Here is a 26,150-nt window from a genome sequence, read left to right as displayed (position 1 = left end):
CCCTGCTTCCCGAGGTGCCCTATGAAATCCTTTTGTCTTGTCGCCGACGCCTCTGTGCGGGCCGCCATCCATCGCTACGGCTTCACCTGGCCCATCGCGACGGACAACGGGCTGCAGACGTGGGGCGCTTATGGCAATCGCTTCCGGCCCGCGCTCTACCTTATCGACCGCATCGGGCGGGGGAAGGCATGATGTGGGCCGGAAGCGATAATCAAAGTGAGCGCGCTGGCGACACGGCCAGCGGGGAGGCGACACACATGGACCACATCGATCACATTCTCGTCGTCGACGACGATCACGGGATCCGCACGGGCGTCGTCGACTACCTGCGCAAGAATGGTCTGCGTGCCACGGCAGCCGCCGATGGTCGGGACATGCTGGCGCAGCTCGACGCGTCGGCGTTCGATCTCGTGGTGCTGGATATCATGATGCCGGGAGAAGATGGCCTCGCGCTCTGCCGCAACCTGCGCAGCGGCAAGCATCGCGCGTTGCCCGTGCTTTTATTGACGGCGCGCGACGACGAGACCGACCGCATCGTCGGCCTGGAGATGGGCGCAGACGACTACGTCACCAAGCCTTTCTCGCCGCGCGAGTTGCTTGCACGGATCAAGGCAGTGATCCGGCGCACGCGGATGCTGCCACCGAACTTGCGCATCACGGAAACCGGCGACACGATCTCGTTCGGTCAATGGAAGCTCGACACGACGGCGCGCCATCTGCTGGATGCCAAGGGCACCGTCGTTGCGCTCAGCGGTGCCGAGTTCCGCTTGCTGCGTGTCTTTCTCGATCATCCGCAGCGCGTGCTGTCGCGCGATCAGTTGCTCAACCTCACCCAAGGTCGCGATGCCGAGCTCTTCGATCGATCCATCGACCTGATGGTGAGCCGGTTGCGCCAACGGCTGCGCGACGACGCGAAAGAGCCGGCATACATCAAGACGGTGCGCAGCGAAGGCTATGTCTTCGCCATGTCGGTAACGGTCCATGGAGACGTGTCGTGACCGAGCCGCCGCGCGTCCGTGCCTGGCGCCTGTGGCCGCGCAGCATGGCCGCGCGGCTCTACCTCATCATCTTCGCCGGACTGTTGCTTGCCCAAGCCTTGTCCGTTGGGCTGATGTATTACGAGCGCTACACGACGGCCGTCTCGGTCATGCTGGACACCATCGAGCGCGAGGTCGGCACGTCGGTGGCGATTCTCGATCGCCTGCCCGCCACGGAGCGGCCGGCATGGCTGGAGCGCCTGCAACGCGACAACTATCGTTTCATCATTGGCCCGGGAGAGCAGGGCGTCCCGCTCGTCTCGAGCCGGTCGCGTGAGCTTACGGCGATGATCGCGACGGAAGTCGGTGAGGCGTACCGCGTTCATGGCGATACCGTGTCGGTGACTCCCGAGCGCTACCAGATCCATCTGACATTGCACGATGGCAGTCCCATCACGATGGAGGTGACGCCGCAGGGCATACCTGTCGCGGATTGGCTTCCGCTCGTTCTCGTGCTCCAGGTGGCCTTGCTGCTTGCCTGCGGATGGATCGCTGTGCGCCTGGCCACGCGACCGTTGAAGACATTGGCCCAGGCGGTCGAAGCGGTGAATCCTGCCGGGGAGGCGCTGCGTCTGCCTCAGGATGGCCCCATCGAGGTGGCTAACGCGGCCTTGGCCTTCAATGCCATGCAGGAGCGTATCGCGCGGTACCTCAAGGAACGCCTGCATATTCTGGCTTCGATCTCGCATGATCTGCAGACGCCCATCACGCGCATGCGGCTTCGGGCTGAGTCGTTGGACGATGGCATCGAGCGCGATCGGTTGCTGGCGGATCTCGGGGAAATGGAGCATCTCGTCCGCGAAGGCGTTGCATACGCGCGCAGTGCTCACGGTGGCGACGAGGCGCCCGTACGTATCGACCCGACGGCCTTCGTCGAAAGCCTTGTCTTCGATTACCAGGACGTGGGCGAGCCGGTGAGCCTGACGGGCACCGTGGAGGGCGTGGCAACGGTACGGCCGCGTGCGCTTCGCCGCGTTCTGGTGAACCTCATCGACAACGCCGTGAAATACGGTGGCGCGGCCGAGGTAGCGGCATGCCGTACCGAGGGTGGTGGCCTGTGCATCACGGTATCCGATCGCGGTCCGGGTATTCCGGAAACCGAGCTTGAAGAGGTGCTGCAACCGTTCTATCGGATGGAAGCCTCCCGCAGCCGCGATACCGGAGGCGCGGGCCTGGGCCTTGCGATCGCCACGCAGCTGATGCTTTCGATCGGCGGCAATCTCACGCTCGCCCATCGCGATGGAGGTGGGTTGGTCGCGACCGTTGTTCTGCCCTGATGTCTCCTTAGCCGAAGCAAAAAAAAGCCCCGGTCTGGGGCCGGGGCTTTGGTGACGCTCAGACTGCGAGGAACTTATATCCGGGGACCGCGACGCAGACCGCCGAACAGCAGCGAAAGAATGAACAGGATCAGGAAGACCACGAAAAGGATCTTGGCGATGCTGGCGGCGCCGGCAGCAATGCCGGTGAAGCCGAAGACCGCAGCGATAAGCGCGATCACGAAAAAGATCACAGCCCAATGCAGCATGATGTTCTCCTCTGGCGAGTCGATGAGTTGGATTAATAGTTCCGATCGATGCGGTCGCGGAAATCCTTGACCTGACGTTCCGCTTCGTCCCTCGCCACGCCATAGCGCTCCTGGACTTTGCCTGCGAGGTATTCGCTGTTGCCTTCGGCGACCTTGAAATCGTCGTCAGTCAGCTTGCCCCACTGTTCCTTGATCTTGCCCTCGAGCTGTTTCCATTTTCCCTTGAGGGTGTCTTCGTTCATGGCGGTACCTCGATCGGTGTGTGATGCCTGGGGACGGCCATCGCCCCCAGGGTCGGACGCTATTCGACCATCGGAAGGTTGAATGCCATGTCTGTGACCGGTGAGGCCGCGACTCACCCCACGTATGCATGTCCTACACGGTCGGGATCGCCCCGGCCCGCTCCCTAAGGCGCCGGCCAGGGCATGGCCCGGGACGGCTATACGGCCCATTACCCCTAAGGCTCTAGCCGGGGACGAGCATGGCGGCGTAGGCGGGATGTTGATGCGGGAAATCTCACACGCCGTCCGCCGCCAAAACCGCAATCGATAAGTGGTCCACATGGCAAGAGTGAGCTGCGTAGCGGTTCTGCGGCGAGCGCGCAGCTGGACGGTCTACGTAGCGCTTGCGCTCTGGCATGATCGCCGCGCCGCCGGATGGGGCTGACCATGGACGAGGCATATGCGTTGGATGAGAACTAAGGAACAGGCTCGTGGGTAACTACAGCAAGACGTTTGAATGGATCGATTTTCCGCAGGGGCGCGTCAGATACGCGGGGAGTAAGCGAGGCAGGGAGGAGCCGCCGATCGAGACGTTCACCGTTGAATATCGAGGTGGCGTTTACTACGGCGAAATCGACGAACGATATTTGGCGGACGGAAACAGGTACAACCTTGAAGTCGTCTCATTTGGATGGGTGATTCACGACTGGGTTGGCACGGAGCCTGATCCCTGCTCCTGTGCTGCGTTCAGTTTCGACGAGCTCTCCGAAGTCCAAGCGATGGTCTGCGGGGCCATCAAGGCTTGGCTCAAGCTCGAAGATAGACCTTCGTTCTTATATGAGTCGTTCCAGTCGCGTTTCATGGGAGAGGTCGCTTTTCGAGACGGCTGGGCCTTGCTCAAGGACGATGAGGAAGATGTTTGATGGCGATCGAGCGCGACCTCGATCGCCTCAATAACGCGAGGACGTTGGACGATATTCGGGCCGTGGTGCGCGAATATCCAGCCAACGCGTACGGAAACGGTGCCACGCTCTACAGCGGGGCAGTAGGTAAAACGTCGGCCAACAGACATGCGGCTGAATACGCCAGGCTTACGCGTTCTTCGATCATCGATACCACGCCACGCGGCCTGTTCCTTGTGCACGAAAAGATCGCTTTGGCTATAAAGACTTCGGCGAAAAGAATCTTCGAGTCTCAAGGCGCAGGCAGCGACCTAGCCGAAAAGCTCCGCGACGACTTCCTCTACGGCGACGCCAAAGCACCTCGCGACAGCCACACCAGCATCTTCAATTGCCTTTGGTGCGAGGCGTCGCACGACTTCGCCTCGTCGCTAAGCGGCGACGTGAAGGTGATTTCCGTGAGTGCGAATCCGTATCGCGTGTTTGCGCAGGTGGAGATTCCCACGGCGTTGCATAACCCGAACGTGCGTAGCCTGGGCGGCGTGCCGGTGGAAAGCTTGCGCGCCACGTATGCGGAGCGTGGCGTGGACGGGGTGCTGGCGCGCGTGCAGGCGGCCTATGCGGAGGAAGCGATTCGCGCCGGTGTGCTGCCTGCCCCCGTGGCCGATCCCACGGCAGCCGTGCGTCGTGCGCCGAGCATGCGCTTCAACATCGGCCAGGCCACCGCCAAGGGGCTTGGTGTGGCGAGTGCCGCCATATCGCTGCATGACGGCGTGACCACGGTCCGTCACGCCGCGCAGCTTCACGACCAGGGCAACGACGCCGGCGCGCAGTCGCGCATCGTTGGTGCCGTGTCGCGCAACGTCGGCGGCTGGGGCGGCGTGGCCTTGGGCGCCAAGATGGGTGCCGCCGTCACAGCGGAGAGCGGACCCGGCGCGCTCGTTGGCGCGGCGCTCGGTGGCATCGCGGGCGCTGTCGCAGGCGACCGGTTGGCTGCCTGGATCGACCACCGCCGTATCCACCAGCAGACCGACAGCGACGGTCGGCGCTGGCAGTTCGACCCCACGCAACCGACACAGGGTTGGACGCGCACGGTGACCGGCGATCTGGATCGACAGGCCACGGTCGATCGCGGCATCCCCGTCTATGCCAAGCGCACGGTAGTCGCGTCACCGGAAGTGGCCGATCGGCTCAATTACCTCGCCTCCAGCCGCGCGGTGGAACTGGCTCTGGCGACACCGTCCCCGGTGCGTGATCCGTTCGTGGTGCCATCCACGCCCGAAACCCATCGGCCCGATAACGTCTATGAAGGCGACTGGCAGCGCGAGCCCGTGAGTGGGCAATGGTCACGACAGGTCACGGACAGCCGCGTCGGTCTCAGCATGCAGCGCTTCAACGTGGAAACCGCGACACCCGAGCAAGCCGCCGTGTTGGACATGCGGGCGCAGACCATCGTGGAGGCCAATCTCCAGGCGATGCCTGCGAGCACGGCCGCCCACTACAAGGCGGCGTACGACCAGTTCGGCTGGTCGCGCCATGGCGAGATGCCGGCGGCGGTGGACGACGCACTGGCGCACCCCGAGCGCATGGTGGCATCGGACGGCCACGTCTACACGCGCGGCGACGACGCGCGCTGGACCACACCGGATCTGCTGCATGGTCACCGTGTTGCCGAGGGCAATCGTCACGTGGAACTGGAAGCGGCCTATCGACGTCACGCGGAGGCGGTGACGGCGGCTGTCGAGCCCTTGTCGGCCACACCGCGCACGCAACGCGAAATCTACAGCGATGCGATGATCGAGCAGTTCTGCGAAGCGTCCAAAGCGGGCGATCGCGATGCGATGCGGTCGATCGCCAAGACGTTCGCCGCGTCGGACGTCGGCAAGGAAGTGCGCGCCGAGGCTTCTCAAAACATGCTGGATCGACAGCAAGCGTTGCCCGGCCGGGAGCATCCGCTGTTCCAGCAGGCGCTGCATCATCTGGATACCCTGGACCCGGACGTGGCGAGATATCGCGACGAAGCCGGTAAGGAGCGTATCGCGGGTGCCATCGCCTTCGAGGCGACCTGCCGTCGCATGCGCAGCATCGACGCCATCGCGCCGGATGCCAACGGCGAACTGGTCGCGACCTGTGCGAATCGAGGCGCTGATCCGTTTTCCCCGGCGGCCACGGTCGATCCCACGCTTGCCGCGGTGCAGCCACTGGACCGAAGCTTCCAGCAACTGGCCCACGAAACCCAGGCGCAGGTCCAGGAACAGGCATTGCAACAGGAGCGCGCGCAGAGCCAAAGCCATGGCATGGCGCGCTGACAGGAGTCAGGACATGAACGACGTAAGGAACGCGAGCGAGCATCTGCTGATGCTCACGGCGCAGGTGGAAGACCTGCTGGTCGATATCAGGAAGGAGACGAAGGAAAGCGAGCGCATCCTGCGCGCCACGCGCGAGCGCGAGGTGGCGACGTTCCGCGAGCAGATGGCGTCGATCCTGGAGCACCATGACACGCGCATCGACGACGCATTGCGGCCACGCGTCGTACGGGCCTGGCAATTCGTGATGATCGTAAGCGTGCTCGGCATCGTGCTGCTGGGCGCCGCGGTGTGGCTTTCCGCTCACTACATGCGTGTGATCGAGCAGAACCAGCTATCGGCTGACTTGCTCAAGGCCTATAACCGCGCCGACGTCACGCTCTGCGACGGAAGGCTGTGCGCCCGTGTCGACACCAAGGGCAAGCGCTGGGGAGAGAAAGGCGAATACATGCCGGTGCAACCGCGCTGACGCACGCCCGCGCAAAGGCACGGGTGCTTTCGACAGATAAAAAAAGAGCGCGACTCTCGTCGCGCTCTTTGGGGCACCCTTGGACAGGTGCTTACTTCTTCTTGATCTCGAAGGCTTCGTTGCCCACGGCCTGGCCGTTGAGCGAGACGGTGACCTTGTACTTGCCTTCCGGCCATTCGTTCGGATTCTGGATCTTGAACGTGGTGACCGCCGGACCTTCGGTGCTGATCGACTGGCTGATGTCGCTGACCGTCGTCGTGGTTTCACCGTCCTGGTAGGTCCACTTGGCGTTGAGCGTGGCGCCTGCCGTGGTGCCGTCCGTTGCGACCGACGCGTAGATGGTCTTGTCGTTCGGTGCGAACGTGTTCTTGGCCTTGGCAACCTTCTTGTCGCTGCCCACGGCATTGCCGAGGGTGACCGAGCTGACCTTCAGCGATTCAGCGGCGGCGGGCGCAGCCGGGGCGGGAGCCGGCTGGGCTGCCGGGGCGGGCGCCTGCGCGGCGGTGGTGGCAGCGGCCGGAGCGCTTGCCGACGGGGCCGGGGTCGGCGCAGGCGCAGCCGGGGCGGTAGCGGCCGGAGCTGGCGCGTTCTGCTGCTCTTCCTTCTTGCCGCAAGCGGTGAGGACCAGCAGGCCGGCAACGGTGGCCGTGCCGAGAACGGACGAGCGGAACGAAAGCTTCATGTCTGGATTCCGAGAATGGCTATCAGGTTCGAAAACGAATGGGCGTCAGGGCAGAGCCGTAGCCGCCGCAGGGTACAGGCTACACAACTAAAGGCAAGTCCAATGAAGAGCGCATGAATGATGCGTTCATCATTGGCGGGCACCGCGCGGATTTCCCGGCGCGGCGGTCGGGTCGGTGCTGCGGAACGGATTGATGTCGAGCCCGCCACGGCGCGTGTAACGCGCGTAAACCGACAGCTCGCGCGGCGCGCAATGCGCCTGGATGTCCGTAAAAATCCGCTCCACGCACTGCTCGTGAAACTCGGTGTGGCTGCGGAACGAGACGAGGTAGCGCAGCAGCCCGGCGTGATCGATGGGCGCACCTGCATAGGCGATCTGGACGCTGCCCCAGTCTGGCTGGCCGGTCACCGGGCAGTTCGAGCGCAGCAAGTGCGAGACGAGCGTCTCGCGGACGTCGCCCGCGGTGGCGGTGAGGTAGTCGGGGCGCGGCGGACCATAGCAGTCGAAATCCAGCGCCTGATCGTCGAGCAGCGTGCCCTCCGGTTCGCCCAGCGGCGTACCGTCGAGTTCGTTCGGCGCATGCAGCACCACGCTCACCGGGCCGCCCGAGGCCGCCGACAGATCGCGTACCAGGCGCTCGCGCACCTCGGCCGCGTCCGGGAGCCGCTCTTGGGCGAAGCTGTTGAGGTACAGCTTGAAGGACTTCGATTCGACGATATTCGGCGTGGTAGCCGGGAAACGGAACTCCGCCACCGCCACCATCGGCTTGCCGCGCGCATCCAGCCACGACAGCTCGTACCCGTTCCAGAGGTCCACGCCATGGAACGGCAGATCGGCGCCGGAGACGCCGATCTCGTCGCGCTTGCCCTGGCGCGGGATGGGAAAGAGCAGGCTGGCGTCGTAGCGGTCGGCGTAGACGGTGGCCTTGCCCAGCGGCGAGTGTTCGGGGGACGACATGGCGGTTTGCTGCGGAAACAAACCGCCATTATAGGGGCTCGGGCCGAGCCCCACCGTTACCGCTCGGCCCAGCGTTCAGGCGTTGATGGAGCCCATCATGTTGGACGCGTAGCGATCGCCGGCTGCCGTGTCCGGCGGGAACACCGCATCGATCTCGGCCACCTCGGCAGTACTCAGCGTCACCTGTACCGCTCCGGCGTTCTCTTCCAGGTACTTCACGCGCTTGGTGCCCGGGATCGGCACGATGTCGTCGCCCTTGGCGAGCACCCACGCCAGGGCAAGCTGGCCCGGCGTGCAGCCCTTGGTCGCGGCGAACTTGCGCACCTTTTCCACGATTGCCAGGTTCTTGGCGAAGTTGTCCCCCGTGAAGCGCGGATTGATGCGGCGGTAGTCGTCCTCGGCGAAATCCTCCGGCTTGGTGATCGCCCCGGTGAGGAAGCCACGGCCGAGCGGGCTATACGCCACCAGCGCGATCCCGTGCTCGCGACAGGCAGCCAGCGTACCGGTGGTCTCCGGATCGCGCGTCCATAGCGAGTATTCGCTCTGAAGCGCCGCGATGGGATGGACCGCTGCTGCCTTGCGGATCGATGCGGCCGAGGCTTCCGACAGGCCCAGGTAACGCACCTTGCCTTCCTCCACCAGCCGCGCCATGGCGCCGACGGTTTCTTCGATCGGTACGTTGCGATCGACGCGGTGCTGGTAATAGAGGTCGATGTGATCCGTCTTCAGGCGGCGCAGGCTACCTTCCACCGACAGCCGCACGTACTCGGGCCGGCCGTCGATGCCGCGCTTGTTCGGGTCGTTCGGGTCGCGGACGATGCCGAACTTGGTGGCGAGAAATACCTTGTCGCGACGTCCGGCAAGCGTGCGACCGATCAGTTCCTCGTTGGTGTGCGGGCCGTAGGCGTCGGAGGTGTCCCAGAAGGTGATGCCGAGGTCCAGGGCGCGTTCCAGGGTGGCGATCGATTCCTTTTCGTCGCCAGCGCCGTAGAATTCGCTCATGCCCATGCAGCCGAGGCCGAGGGTCGAGACGTCGGGGCCGTGCTTGCCGAGCTTGCGGGTGATCATGCGTGTCTCCTTCGATGCGAGGGGATGCCCGGCGTCGCCGCGTCGAGCGGCGGCTCCGTGGGGAGGGCTTCCTGGGGATAAAGCGAGCGATAGAGCGCGATCTTCTCGTCGAGGCGCGCAATGGTCTCGGTCAATTCGACCAGTTCGCTGCGCAGCTTTGTGGCATGCCGCGCGAGGAGGTCGCCGCGCTCGCGGATGCTTTCCTCGGTTTCGCCGAGGCGGCGCAGCCGCACGTATTCCTGGATGTCCCGCATGGACATGCCGGTAGAGCGGAGTTTGAGTACGAACTGGATGAAGCGCATCTCGGGCTCGCCGTAGACGCGCTGCCCGTTGCGCCGCGGCACTGGATCGATGAGACCGATCTGCTCGTAGTAGCGCAGCGTGTGGACGGTGAGACCGGTGGCCTGGGCGGCCTCGGCGATGGTCAGGGATTGAGGCATTCGAGAAGCCTACGCCTTCGAGTGCGCTCTAGGTCAAGCCCTGACGGGCCGCCCTTCGGCGGCCGATCGGGTTATGCCGGGCTATCGACCGGCGTGGGCTTCAGGTCGCTGTCGAGCGCGATCATCGTGAAGGTGCCGCGCGTGCACAGCTCGCGTTCGCCGGTGATCAGGTCTTCGGTGTACATGGCCACGTCCACCTTCATCGAGGTGCGGCCGACCGAGACGATGGTGGCGATCAGTTCCACCATCTGGCCCTTGCGCACGGGCACGTGGAAGTCCACCTGCTCCGATCGTGCCGTGACCACCACCTTGCGGGCGTAACGCGAGGCGGCGATGAACGCTGCCTTGTCCATCCAGGCCAGCGCCTGGCCGCCGAACAGCGTGCCCAGGTGGTTGGTGTGATCCGGGAAGACGATCTCCAGGAGGCGAGCCTCCGTGGGTCGGGCGATGGGAATCATGGCGGCACCGTCATTCATGGTGCCGCCATTGTAGGGCCTGTTTACGCTATTCGCGTGGCACGCTACGCGACTGAGTCGCCAATCTCCGGCGCTTAGAACGACTGATCGAAGGCCACTTCGCCCTGCACGCCGACCTGGTACGACGACACGCGGCGCTCGAAGAAGTTGGTCAGCTCCTGCACGTCCTGCAGGTCCATGAAGTCGAACGGGTTCTTAGCGCCATACTTCTTCGGCATGTCGAGCTGGGCCAGGCGCTGGTCGGCGCAGTACTCGAGGTACTGACGCATGTCGTTTACCGACAGCCCGGCCACGCCGCCGGAGAGCACGTCCTGGGCGAACTGCGTCTCGCAGGCGATGGCGTCTTCCAGCATCGTTTCCACCTGCTCGCGCATCTCGTCGTCGAAAAGGTCCGGTTCCTGCTCGCGTACGGTGCGCACCACTTCGAAGGCGAAAGCCATGTGGCCCGACTCGTCCCGGAAGACCCAGTTGGTGCCCGACGCCAGGCCGTGCAGAAGACCGCGCGAACGCAGGTAGTAGACGTAGGCAAAAGCGGCAAAGAAGAACAGTCCTTCGATGCAGGCGGCGAAGCAGATCAGGTTGAGCAGGAACTGCCGGCGGTGCTCGCGCGTCTCCAGGCGATTCAGGTCCTGGATCGACTCGATCCACTTGAAGCAGAACTCGCCCTTCTGCCGGATCGACGGGATGCTCTCGATCGCGGCGAACGCCTTGTTCCGCTCCGCAGGTTCGGGGATATAGGTGTCCAGCAACGTGAGATAGAACTGCACATGCAGCGCTTCCTCGTACAACTGGCGCGACAGGAACATGCGCGCTTCGGGCGAGTTCACGTGCTGGTAGAGGTTCAGCACGAGGTTGTTCGACACGATCGTGTCGCCCGTGGCGAAGAAGGCGACCAGGCGATGGATGAGGTGCCGGTCGGCATCGGACATCTTCGACTTGAGGTCGGTGACGTCGAGCGAGAAATCCACTTCCTCCACGGTCCACGTATTGCGGATGGCGGCGCGGTACATCTCATAGAACTGCGGGTACTTCATCGGCCGCAGGGTGAGTTCGAAGCCGGGGTCGAGGATGTGGGAGTCGCGAGTGATCGGGGTGGCGGACATCGGGTGCCTCAATGGGAACGAGCGGCGCGCCGTGGCGCGCCAGCGTCGAGAAGGGGTGCGGAGCGGCAGGTGCCGCTCCGCGGGCCGGTTACTGGCAGGCTTCGCAGTATTCGGGGTTTTCGAGCGAGCAGAACACGGCAGCCGTCGCCTGTTCCTGCGCGTCCACGACAGGGGTGGCCGGTGCGGCCGCAGCCGCGCTGACCGTGGTCTTCGCAATGCGGGTGGCCGGGCGCGAGCGCAGGTAATAAGTCGTCTTGATGCCGGCCTTCCAGGCGTACATGTACATCGACGAAAGCTGTCCGATGTTCGGGTTCTCCATGAACAGGTTCAACGACTGGCTCTGGTCGATGTAGGCACCGCGCGCAGCGGCGAGATCGATCAGCGCCTTCTGCGGCAGCTCCCAGGTGGTGCGGTAGATCGCACGCAGTTCGGCCGGAATGGCGGCGATGCCCTGCACCGAACCCTCGGCGAGCTTGATCTGATCGCGCACTTCGGCGGTCCACAGTCCGAGGGTCTTCAGCTCCTCGACGAGGTAGCGATTCACGACGAGGAAATCGCCGGACAGCGTCTCGCGTTTGAAGAGGTTCGACACTTGCGGCTCGATGCACTCGTAGCAACCGGCGATGGAGGCGATGGTTGCCGTCGGTGCGATCGCGATCAGCAGGGAGTTGCGCAGGCCGGTGGCCTTGATCTTCTCGCGCAACGCGGCCCAGCGTGCATCGCGCCCGGTCGGCGTGGCCGCGGGCCAGTAGTCGAACTGCAGCTCGCCATTGGCGGCACGCGTTTCCGCAAAGCCCGGATGCGCGCCGTCGCGCTCGGCGATCTCGTTGGACATCGACAGGGCGTGGAAATAGATCTCTTCTGCGATGCGCGTGGATATCTCGCGTGCTGCGTCGGAGTCGAACGGGAGACGCAGCTTGAAGAAGACGTCCTGCAAGCCCATCACGCCGAGGCCCACCGGGCGCCATTTCATGTTGGCCGTACGGGCCGTGGCGATCGGATAGAAGTTGAGATCGATGACGCGGTTCAACTGGCGCACGGCCGTGCGTACCGTGGTGGCCAGCTTGTCGAAATCGAACGCACCATCGACGACATGACGTGCGAGGTTGATCGAGCCGAGATTGCAGACGGCCGTCTCGTTCGCGTTGGTGACCTCGAGGATTTCCGTGCACAGGTTCGACAGGTGGATGACGTTCTCGGGGCGCGCCGTCTGGTTGCTGGTGGCGTTCGAGCGGTCCTTGAAGGTCATCCAGCCGTTGCCGGTCTGTGCCAGCGAACGCAGCATGCGTGCGTACAGCTCGCGGGCCTTGATCGTCTTCGCGGCCAGGCCGTCGGCCTCGGCTTTTTCATAGGCGGCGTCGAACGCGGCGCCCCATGTGTCGACGAAGTGCGGCACGATCTTCGGGTCGAACAACGACCAGTCGCCGTCGGCTTCGACCCGGCGCATGAACAGATCGGGCACCCAGTTGGCGAGGTTGAGGTTGTGTGTGCGGCGTGCGTCGTCGCCGGTGTTCTCGCGCAATTCGAGGAATTCCTCGATGTCCGCGTGCCACGATTCCAGATACACGCAGGCCGCGCCCTTGCGCTTGCCGCCCTGGTTCACGGCGGCAACGGAGGCGTCCAGCGTCTTCAGCCACGGCACAAGGCCGTTCGAGTGGCCGTTGGTACCGCGGATCAGCGAACCGCGCGAGCGGATGCGCGAATAGGCCAGGCCGATGCCGCCGGCGAACTTCGACAACTGAGCCACGTCACCGTACTTGGCGTAGATCGACTCGAGCGCGTCCTGCGGCGAATCCAGCAGAAAGCACGACGATAGCTGCTCGTGCGCGGTGCCGGCGTTGAACAGGGTCGGCGAGCTGGCGAGGTACTCCAGCGACGAGAGCATGCGGTACAGCTCCAGCGTCTCGGCCACGTCGTTGCCGCCGAGCGCGCAGGCGATGCGCATGAAGAAATATTGCGGCGTCTCGATGACGAAGCGCTTCGTCGGATGACGCAGCAGGTAGCGGTCGTAAACCGTGCGCAGGCCGAAGTATTCGAAGCGTCGCGAGGCGCTGGTGTCCACGGCATCGTTGAGCTTGCGCGCGTTCACTTGCACGAAGTCACGGAGGCGCTCGTTGAGAATGCCCAGCTCGAAGCCGGTGGAGATCGACTGCGAGAACGACTGGATGTCCTGCCCGGACACTTCCTTGTCGATGAAGGCGGCGAGCAGGCGCGCGGCGAGCTGGCCGTATTCCGGCTCCTCGGCAGTCAGCGCGGCGGCCGTGCGGATCGACAACTGGTCGAGTTCCTGCGTGGTGGCGCCGTCATAGAGGCCGCCGATCGTCTTCAGCGCGACGCGCATCGGGTCCACGGCGTAAAGGCCGTCGGCGCTGCGGGTGACCGCGCGCACGATCTTGTTCACGTCGACGACTTCCTGGCCGCCGTTGCGCTTCGTCACGCGCATCTGGCCGGGGTTGTGCGGCGGGGTCAGGGCAAAGGCCGGTGGCGGCTCGTTGCGATAGCCAGCGGCGGGCGCGTTGCCGGTCGCGGGCGGGGTGGTGGTGACGGCGTCGGCCGTCTCGGTGCGCTCGTGCGCGGCGGAATCCATCGTGGTCATGTGTGGCGTGCCCCAGGGCCAGGTTCAAACTCCCGTTCCCTCGGACGGGGCTCGAAGCGGTTCAGGCCAACGGGAAAAAAAGCCGGGACGGAGCCCGCCCAGGGCGGCTCCGGTCCGCGACGCGCTTCCCCGCGGAAGCCGTCACCACAATCGGCACCGATGAGGCACCGACCGCTGGCAGGTCTTCGGACTCGTGGACGAGGGCACTGAGGCCCGCCTACCCATCGCTTCCCAGTCGCTGAGGACCAGTGCATTCAGACGGGGTCGTTTCCACTTACCGCTGCGGGGCAGTTCCGGATTCGCACCGGATTCCCTATTAAGTCCGACGGGCAGTCGCGCCTCTCCGGACACCAGCAAGCACACGATATAGCCGGCCGGTCGAAGGGTCAACACAAGATGTTGGGTCTGGCGCAGGTATCTGATCGGATTCGTAATCGAGCGCGAAGAGGATGTGAAGATCGTCTACACAATCGGATCTTGCGAGCAACGATAAACTCCCGTCTTTCCTCCCTCACGCACCCGCCAGGCTCGATGCCATCTTCCTTTGCGCTGCAGGATCATGCACTGATCTCCCGGTCGTTCGATGCCGTTCCCTACGGCATCGTCGCCCTTTCCACCGCCGGGGAGCTCCTGTACGCGAATGCGTGGGCGGCCGCTCGGTTGCCCTCGGACGATTTCCTCGCCGTATGGGGTGACGAGACCCGGAAACGGATCGTCGATGCCTTTTCGCGGTCCGTAGATGAGGGCCTCGCCACGTTGGAGGTCGCCTCGGCCGATGGCACGCCCTGGCGCCTGTCCGTGGAGCCGTGGCGCGGCGGTGCGGACGCCGAGCCGGTGCTGATGGTGTCGCTGCTGCCGACCCGGAGCGACGGCGAGCCCGTGGACTTTGCGCTCGGTCTGACCCAGGACCAGCTGCGCCAGGCGCAGAAGATGGACGCGATCGGCAAGCTGACCGGTGGCGTGGCGCACGATTTCAATAACCTGCTCCAGGTGATCAGCGGCAACCTGCAGCTGCTGAGCGCCGACGTAGCTGGCAACGCTCGCGCGGAACGCCGCGTGGCGAACGCCATGGCCGGCGTCACCCGTGGCACCAAGCTCGCCGCTCAGTTGCTTGCTTTCGGCCGGCGCCAGCCGCTGGCTCCGAAGGTGGTGAACATCGGCCGCTTCGTCCGCGACATGGACGAACTCCTCCGCCGCGCGCTGGGCGAGGCGATCGAGGTGGAGACCGTGGTGGCCGGCGGCCTGTGGAACACGCTGGTCGATCCGGGCAACGTCGAGAACGCGCTGCTCAATCTCGCGCTCAATGCACGCGACGCGATGGAAGGGCGCGGCAAGCTGACCATCGAGGCCGGCAATGCGTTGCTCGACGCTACCTACGCCGCGGCACACGGCGACCTGCGTCCGGGCCAGTACGTCATGATCGCGGTCACCGATACCGGCACCGGCATTCCCGCCGAGATCATCGACCAGGTATTTGAGCCGTTCTTCACGACCAAGCCGGAAGGCCGTGGCACGGGCCTTGGCCTGTCGATGGTCTATGGTTTCGTGAAGCAGTCCGGTGGCCACGTGAAGATCTACAGCGAGCCGGGTCATGGCACGACGGTGAAGATCTACCTGCCGCGCTCGACGCAGAGCGAGGACCGGGTGGTCGACATTGAGGAGGAAGGCGTGCGCGGTGGCGACGAGACCATCCTGGTGGTGGAGGACGACGACGCCGTGCGCGAGACCGTCGTCGCCATGCTGGGCGACCTCGGCTACCGCGTGCTCAAGGCACGTGATGCGGAAAGTGCATTGTCGATCATCGAGAGCGGCATCGCGATCGACCTGCTGTTCACCGACGTGGTGATGCCCGGCTCACTGCGCAGCCCCGAGCTGGCGCGCAAGGCCGCCGAACGGCAGCCGGGCATCGGCGTGCTGTTTACCTCGGGCTACACGGAAAACGCCATCGTGCATGGCGGCCGCCTCGATGAGGGCGTGGAGCTGCTGAGCAAGCCTTACACCCGCGACCAACTCGCGCGACGCGTGCGCAACGTGCTGGCGACGCGCCTGCGGCGTACGCAGGATGCGCTGCCGATGGCGTCGGCTACCGCGACGCCGGTGCCGCCGCCGATGCGAGTGCTGGTGGTCGAAGACGATGCGCTGATCCGCATGTCGATCTGCGAAATGCTGGAAAGCCGCGGACACATGGCCTTCGAAGCTGGCGACGGCCATGAAGCGCTGCGTGTGTACAACGCGCAGCCGATCGACGTGCTACTGGCCGACGTCGGCTTGCCAGGCATGAACGGCGTGGAAGTCGCGGAGCGGTTGCGGGAGCAACAGCCCGAGCTTCCCGTGCTGTATGCCACCGGCGATCACACCGCCAATGGCATACAGCGCGACGAACGCACCGCGATCCTGGTGAAGCCCTACGGTGTCGCCGACCTGATGGATGCGATCGGGCGGATTACGCGGGTCACCTAGCCCTTCGTCTGGTGCGGGTCAGGGAAGCATGTTGCCGCCGGTGACGCCGTAGGTTTCACCGGTGATGAAGCTCGCTTCCTGGCTCGCCAGCAGCACGTATAGCGGTGCGCACTCCACCGGCTGGCCCGGCCGGCCGAGCGGTACGTTCTTGCCGAACTCCACCACCTTCTCCTGCGGCTGGCCGCCGCTCGGCTGCAGTGGTGTCCATACCGGACCCGGTGCCACGGCGTTCACACGAATGCCCTTGTCGGCGGCCTGCTTCGCCAACGCCTTGGTGAAGGCGACGATAGCCGCCTTGGTCGGCGCATAGTCGAGCAGGATGTCCGACGGCTGATAGGCCTGGATCGACGCCGTGTTGACGATGGCGGCGCCCGGCGGCATGTGCGGCATGGCGGCCTTGGTCAGCCAGAACAACGCGAAGACGTTGGTACGGAACGTGGCCTGGAACGATTCGCTGTCCAGTTCGTCGATCGACTTCGAGTACTGCTGGCGTCCCGCGACATTGGCGAGGATGTCGAGGCCGCCCAATTCCTTCACGGTCTTGGCGACCAGCTCGTTGCAGAACGCCTCGTCCTGGAGATCGCCCGGTATGCCGACGATCTTGCTGCCTTCGGCGCGGAGGAGCGCGATGACTTCGTCGGCGTCCTTCTGCTCCGAGGGCAGATAGTTGATGACCACGTCGGCACCTTCGCGCGCGAACGCGATCGCGGCAGCACGTCCGATGCCGGAGTCCCCGCCGGTGACCAGCGCCTTGCGGCCATGCAGGCGGCCGTTGCCGTGATAGCTGGTCTCGCCGTGATCTGGCCTTGGCACCATCTCCTTCGCCAGGCCGGGTGCCGGCTGCGGCTGCTTGGAGAAGTCCGGTTGCGGATACTGCGTGCGGGGATCTTGCATGGCGTACGGATCGTGGTTGGCGGCGTGATCCATGGGGGCGGTCTCTCGTGGGGAAGGGTCTCTCCTGTTTACGCAGCGAAACGTCCATGTCCCGTCCACGCGATGTCATGCCCCGTACGCATGACAGTCAGATTTCATGCGTGTCATGCCGGCGTTCTTGCGCGCTATGCTCGGCTATCTGGCTCGCACCGAGGTCGTCACGTTGCTCCTGCGTTTCTTTGCCGCCTGCGCGTGGCTCGCCTTCGTCCCTGTTGCGAACGCCGCGATAACGCTCGCCACGCCACGGGTGGAGCGCACCGAATCGCCCACGTATGTGGACGTTAAACAGCCGAGATTTTCCTGGGTGGTTCGGAGCGATGCGCCGGGTACCGTGCAGATCGGTTACCGCCTGGTCGTGTCACGCAACGGAAGCACGGTGTGGGATAGTGGCGAGGTGAACGACCCGCGTCCATTCGACATCGCCTACGCCGGGGCACCCCTGTCGCCTGGCGAACGTTACGACTGGCGCGTCGACGTTCGCACCTCGGACGGAACCGCCGAGGTCTCCTCGCACTTCGATACTGCGCTCGATGAGGCCGGGTGGCACGACGCCCGCTGGATCGGCAAGCGTGACGACACGCTTCCTGCGCCGCTGTTGCGCAAGACGTTCCGGGTCGACGGGCCCGTGAAACGCGCGACGCTCTACGTCGCCGCGGGCGGCTACGCGGACATCGCGATCGATGGGCGCCCGGTGAACGACGCCGTGCTCTCGCCGGGTTTCACCGACTACGACAAACGTGTCGAGGTCGTGGCGACGGACATCGCGTTGTCTCCCGGCTCGCACGTGCTCGACGCGGAACTCGGGCGCGGCTTTTACGGCCTGACCAATCCGAACGTCTGGCATTGGGAACGTGCACCGTGGCACGGCAAGCCGCGCCTGCGTGCGTTGCTGCGCATCCGCTACGCCGATGGCCGTGTGTCCGACATGGTCAGCGATGCGAGCTGGCAGGTGGGCGACGGGCCGACGCGACTCGATGACCTCTATCGTGGCGAAATCTACGACGCACGCTTTGTGCGTCCGGATGCGTGGGCACCGGCCAGTGAACTGCCCGCGCCGCGCGGCAAACTCGTCGCGCAGACGGAACAGCCAATCCGCGTTATCGATACGCTCGCGGCCACGGAAGTGACCGAGCCCGTACCGGGCACCTATGTGTTCGCCTTCCCACGCGTGATCGCCGGCTGGGCCACGTTCGACGTGAGTGGGCCGTCGGGAGCGACCGTCGTTGCACGCTATGGCGAAAAGCTGCTTGCCGACGGTACGGTCGATGCGCGCGATGAACACCATTACTTCAAGAACGGCTTCCAAACCGATCGAATGACCCTCGCGGGGGAGCGCATTCGCTGGCATCCGCGCTTCTCGTACAAGGGCTTTCGCTACGTGCAGGTGGATGGGTGGCCGGGAGGCAAGCCCCGCCTCGATGCAGTGACCGCGCAAGTGGTGCATACGGACATCGCCATCACCGGCCAGTTCGACAGCGACCAGCCCTTGCTCAACTGGATTCACCACGCCACGGTCGACACCATCCTCAACAATCTGCACAGCATTCCCACCGATACACCGATGTACGAGAAGAACGGTTGGACGGGCGATGGCATGCTGGGCACGGAAATGTTCCTGCGCAATCTGGACGCGGATCGCCTGCTCGCGGAATGGCTGCGCGACATCGCCGATACGCGTGGCCCCGACGGTGCACCGCTACTCATTGCGCCGAATCCTGGCTGGGGTCGTGTACGCGCACCCACCTGGCATGCCGCTTACGTCTTCATTCCATGGTGGTTGTGGTTGTATGAGGGCGATCGACGTCCCATGGAAGAACATATCGAAGGGATCGCTCGTTACGTCGCGATGGAAGACGCGCGTTCGCCCGCCGGTATCGCAGACACCGAGCTTGGCGATTGGGTGAGCCCGGACGCCGACCCGGCTGGCGAGAACGCGCCCGAGGACAAGCGCGTGGCGGCGACCACGTATCTCTATGGCATGCAGCGGCGCACCGCGGACATGCTGCGCGTGCTCGGCGACGACGCCAGGGCGAAGACGTTCGATGCACGCGCGGAGGTCGTCAAGAAGGCTTTCAATGCACGCTTTCTCGATCGAAGCCAGGCCGCCTACCGGGGCGAAGACGACCGAGGGTATCGCCAGGCGCACAACCTGCTGGCGCTGTCATTCGGTCTGGTGCCGGATGATCTCATCACGCGTGTAGCGGCAGGCGTTGCGGCAGATGCGAGGGGGCGCGGCAATCACCTGGACACCGGCGCGCTGGCGACCAAGGTGATCCTGCCCATCCTCACGGCGACAGGCCACGCCGACGAAGCCTGGGCCATCGCCACGCAGACTACGTTTCCCAGTTGGGGATTCTGGCGTGCGAACGGCGCCACCAGCCTTTGGGAGCACTGGAAGCTTGCCTCGCGCTCGCGAGGGCACTACTTCCTCGGCACGATCGACGACTGGCTTTATGCCGACGTGGCCGGATTGCGCCCGCTGGCACCGGGCTGGCAGCGCTTCGAAGTGCGGCCGAAGCTCACTGCCTTTCTGGGGCGCGCGTCGGCGTCGGTCATGACGCCCTACGGCGAGGCATCCGTGGCCTGGCGCAAAGTGGCCGGCAGGATCGAGGCGGACGTCGTCGTGCCGGTGGGTGCGGAAGCGGTGGTCGGGCTGCCTGGCGGTCCGGACACCGTGATGGGCTCCGGTCGCCATCACCTAAGCCTTCACTAAGAAAGATCAAGGTAAGTCCGCGGTTCACAAGGCTTTCGTAAAGTCCTGCGTGTCACGGCCGTTACAACGCCTACGGGGTACTCACGGGGTAGCGGCAATGTCGGCGATAGAAAACTGGTTCGGGCGCACGCGGCTGAATACGCGGGTGTGGATGGTCATGGCGGTCGTCGTGCTGGGGCTTCTGTCGCAGACGATCATGTCGGCCGTCGACAGCCGTAAGGTGCAGATGCGCGAACTGCAGGACACGCTCGAACAGCACGTGACGAGCGCCATCTCGATCGCCGATGCCTATCGAGTTCGGGCAGAGAAGGGCGAAATGAGCGATCTGGAAGCGCGGCTCGAAGCGCTGAAGATGATCGACGCCATGCGCTGGTCGGATAACTCCGGCTATATCTTCGCCTTCGATTCGTCGCTGACGATGCGCATGCATCCGCTGCGTCATGGCGAGATCGGCAAGGTCATTCGCGACGATACCGATGGCAAGGGCTTCCGGCACTACGAAGCGATGCTCAATGCGGATACGAAGGATGGCCACGGCCTGACGCGTTACACGCAGGTCATGCCCAAGACGAAGGAGCTGCGGGACAAGATCAGCTATTCGTCCTGGTACAAGCCCTGGGATCTGCATTTCATCACGGGTGCCTATTTCAACGACATCGATGCCGCCTTTACGGCGCAGCTCACGAGCGGCCTCATCAAGTCGGGCCTGATCGCGTTGCTGGCGCTGACGATCGTGTGGTTTTCGATGAGCAGCATCCGCGCCAGCGTGGGCGGCGAACCGCGTGACGCGGTAGACATCGCTGGCCGCATCGCAGGCGGCGATTTGCGCACGTCCTCGGCCGCGGACTATGCACCGGCCAGCCTGCTGGGTGCATTGGAGCGCATGCGCGGCACGCTCGCGTCCATCGTCACGCAGGTGCAGGACAGCGCGCACGTCGTGTCCACCACATCGGGACAGATCGCGCGTGGCAACGACGACCTGTCGCAGCGCACGCAGGAGCAGGCATCGAGCCTCGAAGAAACCGCGGCGTCGATGGAAGAAATGACCGCCACGGTCAAACAGAACGCGGAGAACGCCGTAGCCGCCGATCGTCTCTCGCGACATGCGCGTGGCGAAGCGGAGAAGGGAGGCGCCGTGGTGAACGAGGCCATGAGCGCCATGCAACAGATCGGCGATTCCAGCCGTCGCATTGGCGACATCGTCGGCCTGATCGACGACATAGCCTTCCAGACCAACCTTCTCGCACTCAACGCCGCGGTGGAAGCGGCGCGGGCCGGCGAACAGGGCCGTGGCTTCGCGGTCGTGGCAGCGGAAGTGCGTCGCCTGGCGCAGTCCAGCGCGGCTGCGTCGCGCGACATCAAGCACCTCATCGCGGAAAGCAGCGAGCGGGTGGACGCCGGTACGACACTGGTCGAACAGTCGTCGGCCGCCCTGCGCGGTATCGTCGACAGCGTAAAGAAGGTGACGGACATCGTCGCCGAGATCGCTGCGGCGAGCGCCGAACAGTCCTCGGGCGTGGATCAGGTGAACCTCGCGATTGCGCAGATCGACCAGGTGACCCAGGAAAACGCCGCGCTGGTGGAAGAGGCCGCCGCGGCCGCCAAGTCCATGCAGGACCAGGCGAAGGCGTTGCACGAGCAGGTGGCGTTCTTCACCGTTGACAGTGGTAAGCGTCACGCGCCCGAACGCGCGCCGTCGCCGGACCGTGCCGCGCATGATCTTCGCTTTGGCCAGCGCACCGGTAGCACCGCGGATGCCGACGCCTGGGCCGAGTTCGCCTAAGGCGTCGTCCCCGGCTCAAAACGTGCGAGGCGCATTTTCTTGCGCCGCGCACGTCGCCTGAGTGGCGCCCCTCCACCTGCGATTCACGCCGGAACGGTCACCCTAGGAGGTACGGGGGAGGCCTCATGTCAGGAGAGTGGCCGCAGTGAAACGAGTCAGGAGATTCCACCCAGCGACGCTGATAACAGCGATCGTCTTCGCGCTGTTCGGCGGCGCTACCTTGCTGGGAGGCATATGGCTGGTCCATTTGGGCGGCTCTCCCTATTACCTCTCCGCTGGTGTGATCACGCTGCTGGTGGCGTTTTTGCTGCTGTTCCATTCGCGCGCCGCGGTACCGCTCTACGCCTTGCTGCTGATCGGCACGGCGGCGTGGTCGGTGTGGGAAGTGCATCTCGACTGGTGGCAACTGCTACCACGCCTCGACATCTGGTTCGCCCTCGGTCTTTGGCTGTTGCTGCCGTGGCCGCGTCGCGGCTTGAACCGCCGTTACCTCCACGAGACCGCGCGCGGTACGGGCGGCGGCTTCCTGTTCGTGGCGTTGTTGATCGTCGCTGCGGTCGGTGTCGCCGGCGCCTTGCACAAGGACCATGACGTCCGAGGCGATCTGCCGATGGACGAAGTGGCGGGCCCGCAGGGCGATCGCGCGCTTCGCCCCGATGCCGACTGGACGGGCTACGGCAGTTCGCCCTACGGGCAGCGGTACTCGCCGCTCAAGCAGATCACGCCCGACAACGTGGGCCAGTTGAAGGTCGCGTGGAAGATTCAGACAGGCGACCTGCCCGGACCGGACGATCCGACCGAGACGACCGACGAGAACACGCCGATCAAGATCGGCGACACCGTGTATCTGTGCACGCCGCACAGCCGTGTGATCGCCGTGGATGCGGCGACCGGGCAGAAGCGCTGGGAGTTCGATCCGAAGCTGCAGAGCCCGGTCGGCTTCAAGCATTGGGAACACATGACCTGCCGCGGCGTGTCGTATCACGACGACGCGAAATACGCTGCCGCGGTGCCTGCGCCTGCCTCGACGACCGCCTTGCCCGCGACATCGGCCACCGTAGCGTCGGCGCCCACCGCGATCGCCGCCTCGACGTGCCCGCGGCGCCTGTTCCTGCCCACGGCAGATGCGCGCCTGATCGCCCTCGACGCCGATACGGGCAAGCCATGCGATGACTTCGGCGATCACGGCACGGTCAATCTGCGGACGAACATCGGTCCGTTCACGCCGGGTGGCTACTACTCCACCTCGCCTCCGGCGGTGACGAAGGATCTCGTCATCATCGGCGGTCACGTGACCGACAACGAATCGACGAACGAGCCGTCGGGCGTCATCCGCGCCTATGACGTGCACGATGGTCACCTCGTGTGGAACTGGGATCCCGGCAAGCCGGATGACACCGCACCGATCGGGCCGGACGGCGTATACACGCGCAACTCGCCGAACGTGTGGTCGGTCTTCAGCGTGGACGAGAACCTCGGCATCCTCTACCTGCCGATGGGCAACCAGACGCCCGATCAGTTCGGTGGCGGACGCACACCCACGTCGGAGAAATTTGGCGCGGGCATCGTGGCGCTCGATATCGCCACCGGCAAGGTGAAGTGGAACTACCAGTTCACCCACCACGATCTGTGGGACATGGACGTGGGCGGCCAGCCGACGCTGATGGATCTGCAGACCGCCGACGGCATGAAGCCCGCGGTCATCGCGTCCACCAAGCAGGGCAGCATCTATGTGCTCGATCGCCGCGATGGCACACCGATCGTGCCGATCCGCGAGGTGCCGCGTCCGCAAGGTGCCGTGCCGGGCGACCACACCGCGCCGACCCAGCCGCTGTCCGATCTCAATTTCGCGCCGCCCGACGTGCGCGAAAAGGACATGTGGGGTACCACACCGCTCGACCAGCTCTGGTGCCGCGTGCGCTTCCGTTCGCTGCGCTACGACGGCATGTTCACCCCACCGTCGGAGCAGGGTTCGCTGGTATTCCCGGGCAACTTCGGCGTGTTCGACTGGGGCGGTGTGTCGGTGGACCCGAGCCGCCAGTTGATGCTCATCAACCCGAGCTACATGGCGTTCCAGTCGCGGCTGATTCCGAAGGACGTGCTTGCGAAGATGGAAGTCGGGCCCGCGAAGAGCGAGACCGAAGGCGTGAAGAAGGCCGAAGGCATTCCTTACGGCATCGAGCTTTCGCCGTTCCTCTCGCCGCTGGGCATTCCCTGCCAGGCGCCGCCGTGGGGCTACGTGGCCGGCGTGGATCTGCGCACCGGCAAGATGATGTGGCGGCACAAGAACGGCACGATCGTGGATAGCGCGCCGTTGCCGATCCCGATGCCGCTCGGCGTACCCAGCCTCGGCGGCATGCTCACCACGGCAGGCGGTGTCACCTTCCTCTCGGGCACCCTGGACTACTACCTGCGTGGCTACGACGTGCGCACCGGCAAGAAGCTGTTCGAGGCGCGTCTTCCGGCGGGCGGTCAGGCGACGCCGATGAGCTACGCCGACAGCACCGGTCGCCAGTACATCCTGGTGACCGCAGGCGGCCACGGTTCGCTGGGCACGAAGCAAGGCGACTGGGTTATCGCCTACACGCTGCCCTAGGGCAGGGTCACGACGCGGCGCCTACGAGCGCCGCGTCGTGTTAGGAAGCAAGGCGGCCAGCAGGCCGATCAATGGCAGGAAGGCGCAGATCTGGTAGACCGCCTCGATACCGATGTGATCGGCCAGTTCACCGAGCACGGCGGCGCCAAGGCCGCCCATACCGAACGAAAAGCCAAAGAACAGACCGGAGATCATGCCGACCTTGCCCGGTACCAGTTCCTGCGCGAACACGACGATCGCGGGAAACGCCGAGGCCAGGATCAAGCCGATGGCGATGGTGAGGGGCGCGGTCCAGAACAGGCTCGCATGCGGCAGCATCAGGGTGAACGGAAGCGTGCCCAGAATCGAGAACCAGATGACGCGCTTGCGACCGAAGCGGTCGCCGACCGGCCCGCCGAGTACCGTGCCCACGGCAACGGCGCCGAGAAACAGGAACAAGTGGTACTGCGCGTTCTCCACCGACACGCCGAAGCGGTGGATGAGATAGAAAGTGAAGTAACTCGTCAGACTGGCGAGGTAGACGTACTTCGAAAAGATCAGCGCCAGCAGCACGGCAATGCCGCGGCGCGCCTCGGTACTCACCGGCGGGGTGTCGCGCTGCTTTGCCCCGGCCTGGGCGAGTCGCGGAAGCCCGTAGTGCCGATACCACTGACCGACCTGCCACAGAATCGCGCACGAGAGCAGCGCGAGCAGCGCGAAGAACGCGAGGCTCGACTGGCCCCAACGCACGACGACGAGTGCCGCGGCAAGCGGACCCAGCGCCTGCCCTGCGTTGCCGCCGACCTGAAACAGCGACTGGGCGAGCCCATGCCGGCCGCCCGATGCCATGCGCGCCACGCGCGATGATTCCGGGTGAAACACCGACGAACCCATGCCCAACAAAGCCGCGCCGGCAAGCAGCACGGGATAGGCGTGCGCTCGCGACAGCACGAGCAGTCCGGCGAGCGAGAACAGCGTGCCGCCCGGCAAGGCCAGCGGTGTGGGGCGGCGGTCCGCGTAAAGACCGACCAGCGGTTGCAGAATCGAGGCGGTGATCTGGTAGGTGAGGGTGATGAGACCCACCTGGCCGAAGTCGAGTTGGAAGTCCGCCTTGAGCCCCGGATAGATCGCCGGAAGCAGCGACTGCATCATGTCGTTGAGCAGATGGCAGAAGCTGATCGCGAAGAGCACGCTGAACACAGTCGTGTCCGCGCGACGGCTATCCAACGCCGCGTCGACGGGGGCTTGCATGGGCGTTCCTGAAAGCTCGGGGGAGCGAATATGAGAACACGGTGCGAGCGGTGGGGCCACCCACCTACCGCTCACCGTGGTCTCAGGCCGAGCAGTTCGCGCGAATGATCGAAGCCACCGCTTCGGCTGGCGGCAGCGCCACGTCGACCCGCAGGGCTTCGTCCTCGGTGGGTTCCTCGAGGGTCGCCAACTGGCTGTCGAGGAGACGCGGGTCGAAGAAGTGGCCGCTACGATGGCCGAGGCGTTCGGCCAGCAGTTCGCGTGGCGCACGCAGATAGACGAAACGTACGTCGTCGTGCCCGCCCCGCAAGAAATCGCGATAACGCCGCTTCAACGCCGAGCAGGCCAGCACCAACGAGTCACCAGCTTCGCGATGGCGATCCATTTCCGCCACGATGGCCTCGAGCCACGGCTGTCGGTCTGCGTCATCCAACGGCACGCCCGCGGCCATCTTCGCGCGGTTGGCTGCCGGATGCAGGCTGTCGCCGTCGACGAACGGGATGCCGAGGCGCGTGGCCAGGCCTTCGCCGATCGTGCTTTTGCCGCTGCCGGAGACGCCCATGACGATGGTAATCATGCGGGAGAGCATGCCGCGAAAAAGGGCACGGAATCGTGAACGGCGTAGCGGCATCGCGAGCAGGTGGGCGTGTCGCGTA

General features: G+C 64.9%; 21 protein-coding genes, 1 pseudogene and 1 riboswitch. Of the genes and pseudogenes, 10 read left to right on the top strand and 12 right to left on the bottom strand.

Annotated features, from left to right (window positions below):
- Positions 1-21 precede the first annotated feature (21 nt).
- From BT115_RS18715 to BT115_RS17660, 3 genes are all read left to right on the top strand, one after another.
- Positions 22-192 (top strand): hypothetical protein, encoded by a 171-nt coding sequence (locus BT115_RS18715; RefSeq protein WP_177257445.1) that lies wholly within the window; start codon positions 22-24, stop codon positions 190-192.
- A 65-nt stretch (positions 193-257) separates the two neighbouring features.
- Entirely contained in the window at positions 258-998 is a 741-nt protein-coding gene (locus BT115_RS17665; RefSeq protein ID WP_072323949.1) for a response regulator, read from the top strand.
- Positions 995-2,314, top strand: a complete 1,320-nt coding sequence (locus tag BT115_RS17660) for a sensor histidine kinase (protein ID WP_255369467.1) — start codon at positions 995-997, stop codon at positions 2,312-2,314. The genes BT115_RS17665 and BT115_RS17660 overlap by 4 nt, the downstream gene beginning before the upstream one ends.
- A gap of 74 nt (positions 2,315-2,388) precedes the next feature.
- On the opposite strand, the gene BT115_RS17655 is transcribed toward BT115_RS17660, so the two are convergent.
- Complete coding sequence (locus tag BT115_RS17655) at positions 2,389-2,562, bottom strand: DUF1328 domain-containing protein (RefSeq protein ID WP_072323948.1); 174 nt, start codon at positions 2,560-2,562, stop codon at positions 2,389-2,391.
- A 32-nt stretch (positions 2,563-2,594) separates the two neighbouring features.
- Positions 2,595-2,804, bottom strand: coding sequence for a CsbD family protein (locus tag BT115_RS17650; protein WP_072323947.1), 210 nt, complete (start codon positions 2,802-2,804; stop codon positions 2,595-2,597).
- 470 nt (positions 2,805-3,274) lie between these two features.
- Here BT115_RS17650 and BT115_RS17645 point away from each other — a divergent pair, with 470 nt between their 5' ends.
- The 3 genes and pseudogenes from BT115_RS17645 to BT115_RS19080 all read left to right on the top strand — a co-directional run.
- Positions 3,275-3,706 (top strand): hypothetical protein, encoded by a 432-nt coding sequence (locus BT115_RS17645; RefSeq protein WP_072323946.1) that lies wholly within the window; start codon positions 3,275-3,277, stop codon positions 3,704-3,706.
- Entirely contained in the window at positions 3,706-5,991 is a 2,286-nt protein-coding gene (locus tag BT115_RS17640; protein WP_072323945.1) for an XVIPCD domain-containing protein, read from the top strand. The genes BT115_RS17645 and BT115_RS17640 overlap by 1 nt, the downstream gene beginning before the upstream one ends.
- Before the next feature lie 328 nt (positions 5,992-6,319).
- A pseudogene (locus BT115_RS19080) lies at positions 6,320-6,457 on the top strand (relaxation protein); the annotation flags it as partial.
- Positions 6,458-6,548: 91 nt separating this feature from the next.
- On the opposite strand, the gene BT115_RS17630 reads toward BT115_RS19080, so the two are convergent.
- The 7 genes from BT115_RS17630 to BT115_RS17600 all read right to left on the bottom strand — a co-directional run bounded on the left by BT115_RS17630 (position 6,549) and on the right by BT115_RS17600 (position 13,779).
- Positions 6,549-7,139 carry a hypothetical protein gene (locus BT115_RS17630; protein WP_072323944.1) on the bottom strand — a complete coding sequence of 197 codons (591 nt, stop codon included), beginning with the start codon at positions 7,137-7,139 and terminating at the stop codon, positions 6,549-6,551.
- A gap of 129 nt (positions 7,140-7,268) precedes the next feature.
- Entirely contained in the window at positions 7,269-8,096 is an 828-nt protein-coding gene (queF, locus tag BT115_RS17625; protein WP_072323943.1) for an NADPH-dependent 7-cyano-7-deazaguanine reductase QueF, read from the bottom strand.
- Between the two features lie 75 nt (positions 8,097-8,171).
- Positions 8,172-9,164: an aldo/keto reductase gene (locus BT115_RS17620; protein ID WP_072323942.1), complete on the bottom strand. Its 993-nt coding sequence runs from the start codon at positions 9,162-9,164 to the stop codon at positions 8,172-8,174.
- A complete protein-coding gene (locus tag BT115_RS17615) occupies positions 9,161-9,604 on the bottom strand; it encodes a MerR family transcriptional regulator (protein WP_072323941.1) in 444 nt (147 codons plus the stop codon). The genes BT115_RS17620 and BT115_RS17615 overlap by 4 nt, the downstream gene beginning before the upstream one ends.
- A gap of 71 nt (positions 9,605-9,675) precedes the next feature.
- Complete coding sequence (locus BT115_RS17610; protein WP_072323940.1) at positions 9,676-10,080, bottom strand: acyl-CoA thioesterase; 405 nt, start codon at positions 10,078-10,080, stop codon at positions 9,676-9,678.
- 74 nt (positions 10,081-10,154) lie between these two features.
- A complete protein-coding gene (locus BT115_RS17605; RefSeq protein ID WP_072323939.1) occupies positions 10,155-11,183 on the bottom strand; it encodes a ribonucleotide-diphosphate reductase subunit beta in 1,029 nt (342 codons plus the stop codon).
- Positions 11,184-11,271: 88 nt separating this feature from the next.
- Positions 11,272-13,779, bottom strand: a complete 2,508-nt coding sequence (locus BT115_RS17600) for a ribonucleoside-diphosphate reductase subunit alpha (RefSeq protein WP_083527556.1) — start codon at positions 13,777-13,779, stop codon at positions 11,272-11,274.
- 158 nt (positions 13,780-13,937) lie between these two features.
- Positions 13,938-14,149: riboswitch (cobalamin riboswitch) on the bottom strand.
- 161 nt (positions 14,150-14,310) lie between these two features.
- Between BT115_RS17600 and BT115_RS17595 the strand changes: the two genes are divergently transcribed.
- Positions 14,311-16,239 carry a response regulator gene (locus tag BT115_RS17595; RefSeq protein ID WP_072323938.1) on the top strand — a complete coding sequence of 643 codons (1,929 nt, stop codon included), beginning with the start codon at positions 14,311-14,313 and terminating at the stop codon, positions 16,237-16,239.
- 18 nt (positions 16,240-16,257) lie between these two features.
- On the opposite strand, the gene BT115_RS17590 is transcribed toward BT115_RS17595, so the two are convergent.
- Positions 16,258-17,166, bottom strand: coding sequence for an SDR family oxidoreductase (locus BT115_RS17590; protein ID WP_072323937.1), 909 nt, complete (start codon positions 17,164-17,166; stop codon positions 16,258-16,260).
- Positions 17,167-17,278: 112 nt separating this feature from the next.
- Here BT115_RS17590 and BT115_RS17585 point away from each other — a divergent pair, with 112 nt between their 5' ends.
- The 3 genes from BT115_RS17585 to BT115_RS17575 all read left to right on the top strand — a co-directional run bounded on the left by BT115_RS17585 (position 17,279) and on the right by BT115_RS17575 (position 24,264).
- Entirely contained in the window at positions 17,279-19,885 is a 2,607-nt protein-coding gene (locus BT115_RS17585; protein ID WP_177257444.1) for an alpha-L-rhamnosidase, read from the top strand.
- 97 nt (positions 19,886-19,982) lie between these two features.
- Entirely contained in the window at positions 19,983-21,668 is a 1,686-nt protein-coding gene (locus tag BT115_RS17580; RefSeq protein ID WP_072323935.1) for a methyl-accepting chemotaxis protein, read from the top strand.
- A gap of 145 nt (positions 21,669-21,813) precedes the next feature.
- Positions 21,814-24,264: a glucose/quinate/shikimate family membrane-bound PQQ-dependent dehydrogenase gene (locus tag BT115_RS17575; protein WP_218184780.1), complete on the top strand. Its 2,451-nt coding sequence runs from the start codon at positions 21,814-21,816 to the stop codon at positions 24,262-24,264.
- A gap of 21 nt (positions 24,265-24,285) precedes the next feature.
- On the opposite strand, the gene BT115_RS17570 is transcribed toward BT115_RS17575, so the two are convergent.
- Together BT115_RS17570 and BT115_RS17565 are read right to left on the bottom strand one after the other, a co-directional pair.
- Positions 24,286-25,494 carry an MFS transporter gene (locus tag BT115_RS17570; RefSeq protein WP_072323933.1) on the bottom strand — a complete coding sequence of 403 codons (1,209 nt, stop codon included), beginning with the start codon at positions 25,492-25,494 and terminating at the stop codon, positions 24,286-24,288.
- 82 nt (positions 25,495-25,576) lie between these two features.
- Positions 25,577-26,071 (bottom strand): gluconokinase, encoded by a 495-nt coding sequence (locus BT115_RS17565; protein WP_072324037.1) that lies wholly within the window; start codon positions 26,069-26,071, stop codon positions 25,577-25,579.
- Positions 26,072-26,150 lie beyond the last annotated feature (79 nt).

Origin of the sequence: Luteibacter sp. UNCMF366Tsu5.1 (genome assembly GCF_900119235.1) — a bacterium.
In the GTDB taxonomy this organism is placed as follows: domain Bacteria; phylum Pseudomonadota; class Gammaproteobacteria; order Xanthomonadales; family Rhodanobacteraceae; genus Luteibacter; species Luteibacter flocculans.
Note: the sequence above shows the minus strand (reverse complement) of the source record. Positions and strands in the feature narration are given on the sequence as shown.

Bases quoted from the DNA above. Each gene is read 5' to 3' on its own strand.
- BT115_RS18715 (WP_177257445.1), top strand. From the start codon at position 22: ATGAAATCCTTTTGTCTTGTCGCCGACGCCTCTGTGCGGGCCGCCATC.
- BT115_RS17665 (WP_072323949.1), top strand. From the start codon at position 258: ATGGACCACATCGATCACATTCTCGTCGTCGACGACGATCACGGGATC.
- BT115_RS17655 (WP_072323948.1), bottom strand. From the start codon at position 2,562: ATGCTGCATTGGGCTGTGATCTTTTTCGTGATCGCGCTTATCGCTGCG.
- BT115_RS17650 (WP_072323947.1), bottom strand. From the start codon at position 2,804: ATGAACGAAGACACCCTCAAGGGAAAATGGAAACAGCTCGAGGGCAAG.
- BT115_RS17640 (WP_072323945.1), top strand. From the start codon at position 3,706: ATGGCGATCGAGCGCGACCTCGATCGCCTCAATAACGCGAGGACGTTG.
- BT115_RS17630 (WP_072323944.1), bottom strand. From the start codon at position 7,139: ATGAAGCTTTCGTTCCGCTCGTCCGTTCTCGGCACGGCCACCGTTGCC.
- queF (WP_072323943.1), bottom strand. From the start codon at position 8,096: ATGTCGTCCCCCGAACACTCGCCGCTGGGCAAGGCCACCGTCTACGCC.
- BT115_RS17620 (WP_072323942.1), bottom strand. From the start codon at position 9,164: ATGATCACCCGCAAGCTCGGCAAGCACGGCCCCGACGTCTCGACCCTC.
- BT115_RS17615 (WP_072323941.1), bottom strand. From the start codon at position 9,604: ATGCCTCAATCCCTGACCATCGCCGAGGCCGCCCAGGCCACCGGTCTC.
- BT115_RS17610 (WP_072323940.1), bottom strand. From the start codon at position 10,080: ATGAATGACGGTGCCGCCATGATTCCCATCGCCCGACCCACGGAGGCT.
- BT115_RS17605 (WP_072323939.1), bottom strand. From the start codon at position 11,183: ATGTCCGCCACCCCGATCACTCGCGACTCCCACATCCTCGACCCCGGC.
- BT115_RS17600 (WP_083527556.1), bottom strand. From the start codon at position 13,779: ATGACCACGATGGATTCCGCCGCGCACGAGCGCACCGAGACGGCCGAC.
- BT115_RS17595 (WP_072323938.1), top strand. From the start codon at position 14,311: ATGCCATCTTCCTTTGCGCTGCAGGATCATGCACTGATCTCCCGGTCG.
- BT115_RS17590 (WP_072323937.1), bottom strand. From the start codon at position 17,166: ATGGATCACGCCGCCAACCACGATCCGTACGCCATGCAAGATCCCCGC.
- BT115_RS17585 (WP_177257444.1), top strand. From the start codon at position 17,279: ATGCCGGCGTTCTTGCGCGCTATGCTCGGCTATCTGGCTCGCACCGAG.
- BT115_RS17580 (WP_072323935.1), top strand. From the start codon at position 19,983: ATGTCGGCGATAGAAAACTGGTTCGGGCGCACGCGGCTGAATACGCGG.
- BT115_RS17570 (WP_072323933.1), bottom strand. From the start codon at position 25,494: ATGCAAGCCCCCGTCGACGCGGCGTTGGATAGCCGTCGCGCGGACACG.
- BT115_RS17565 (WP_072324037.1), bottom strand. From the start codon at position 26,071: ATGATTACCATCGTCATGGGCGTCTCCGGCAGCGGCAAAAGCACGATC.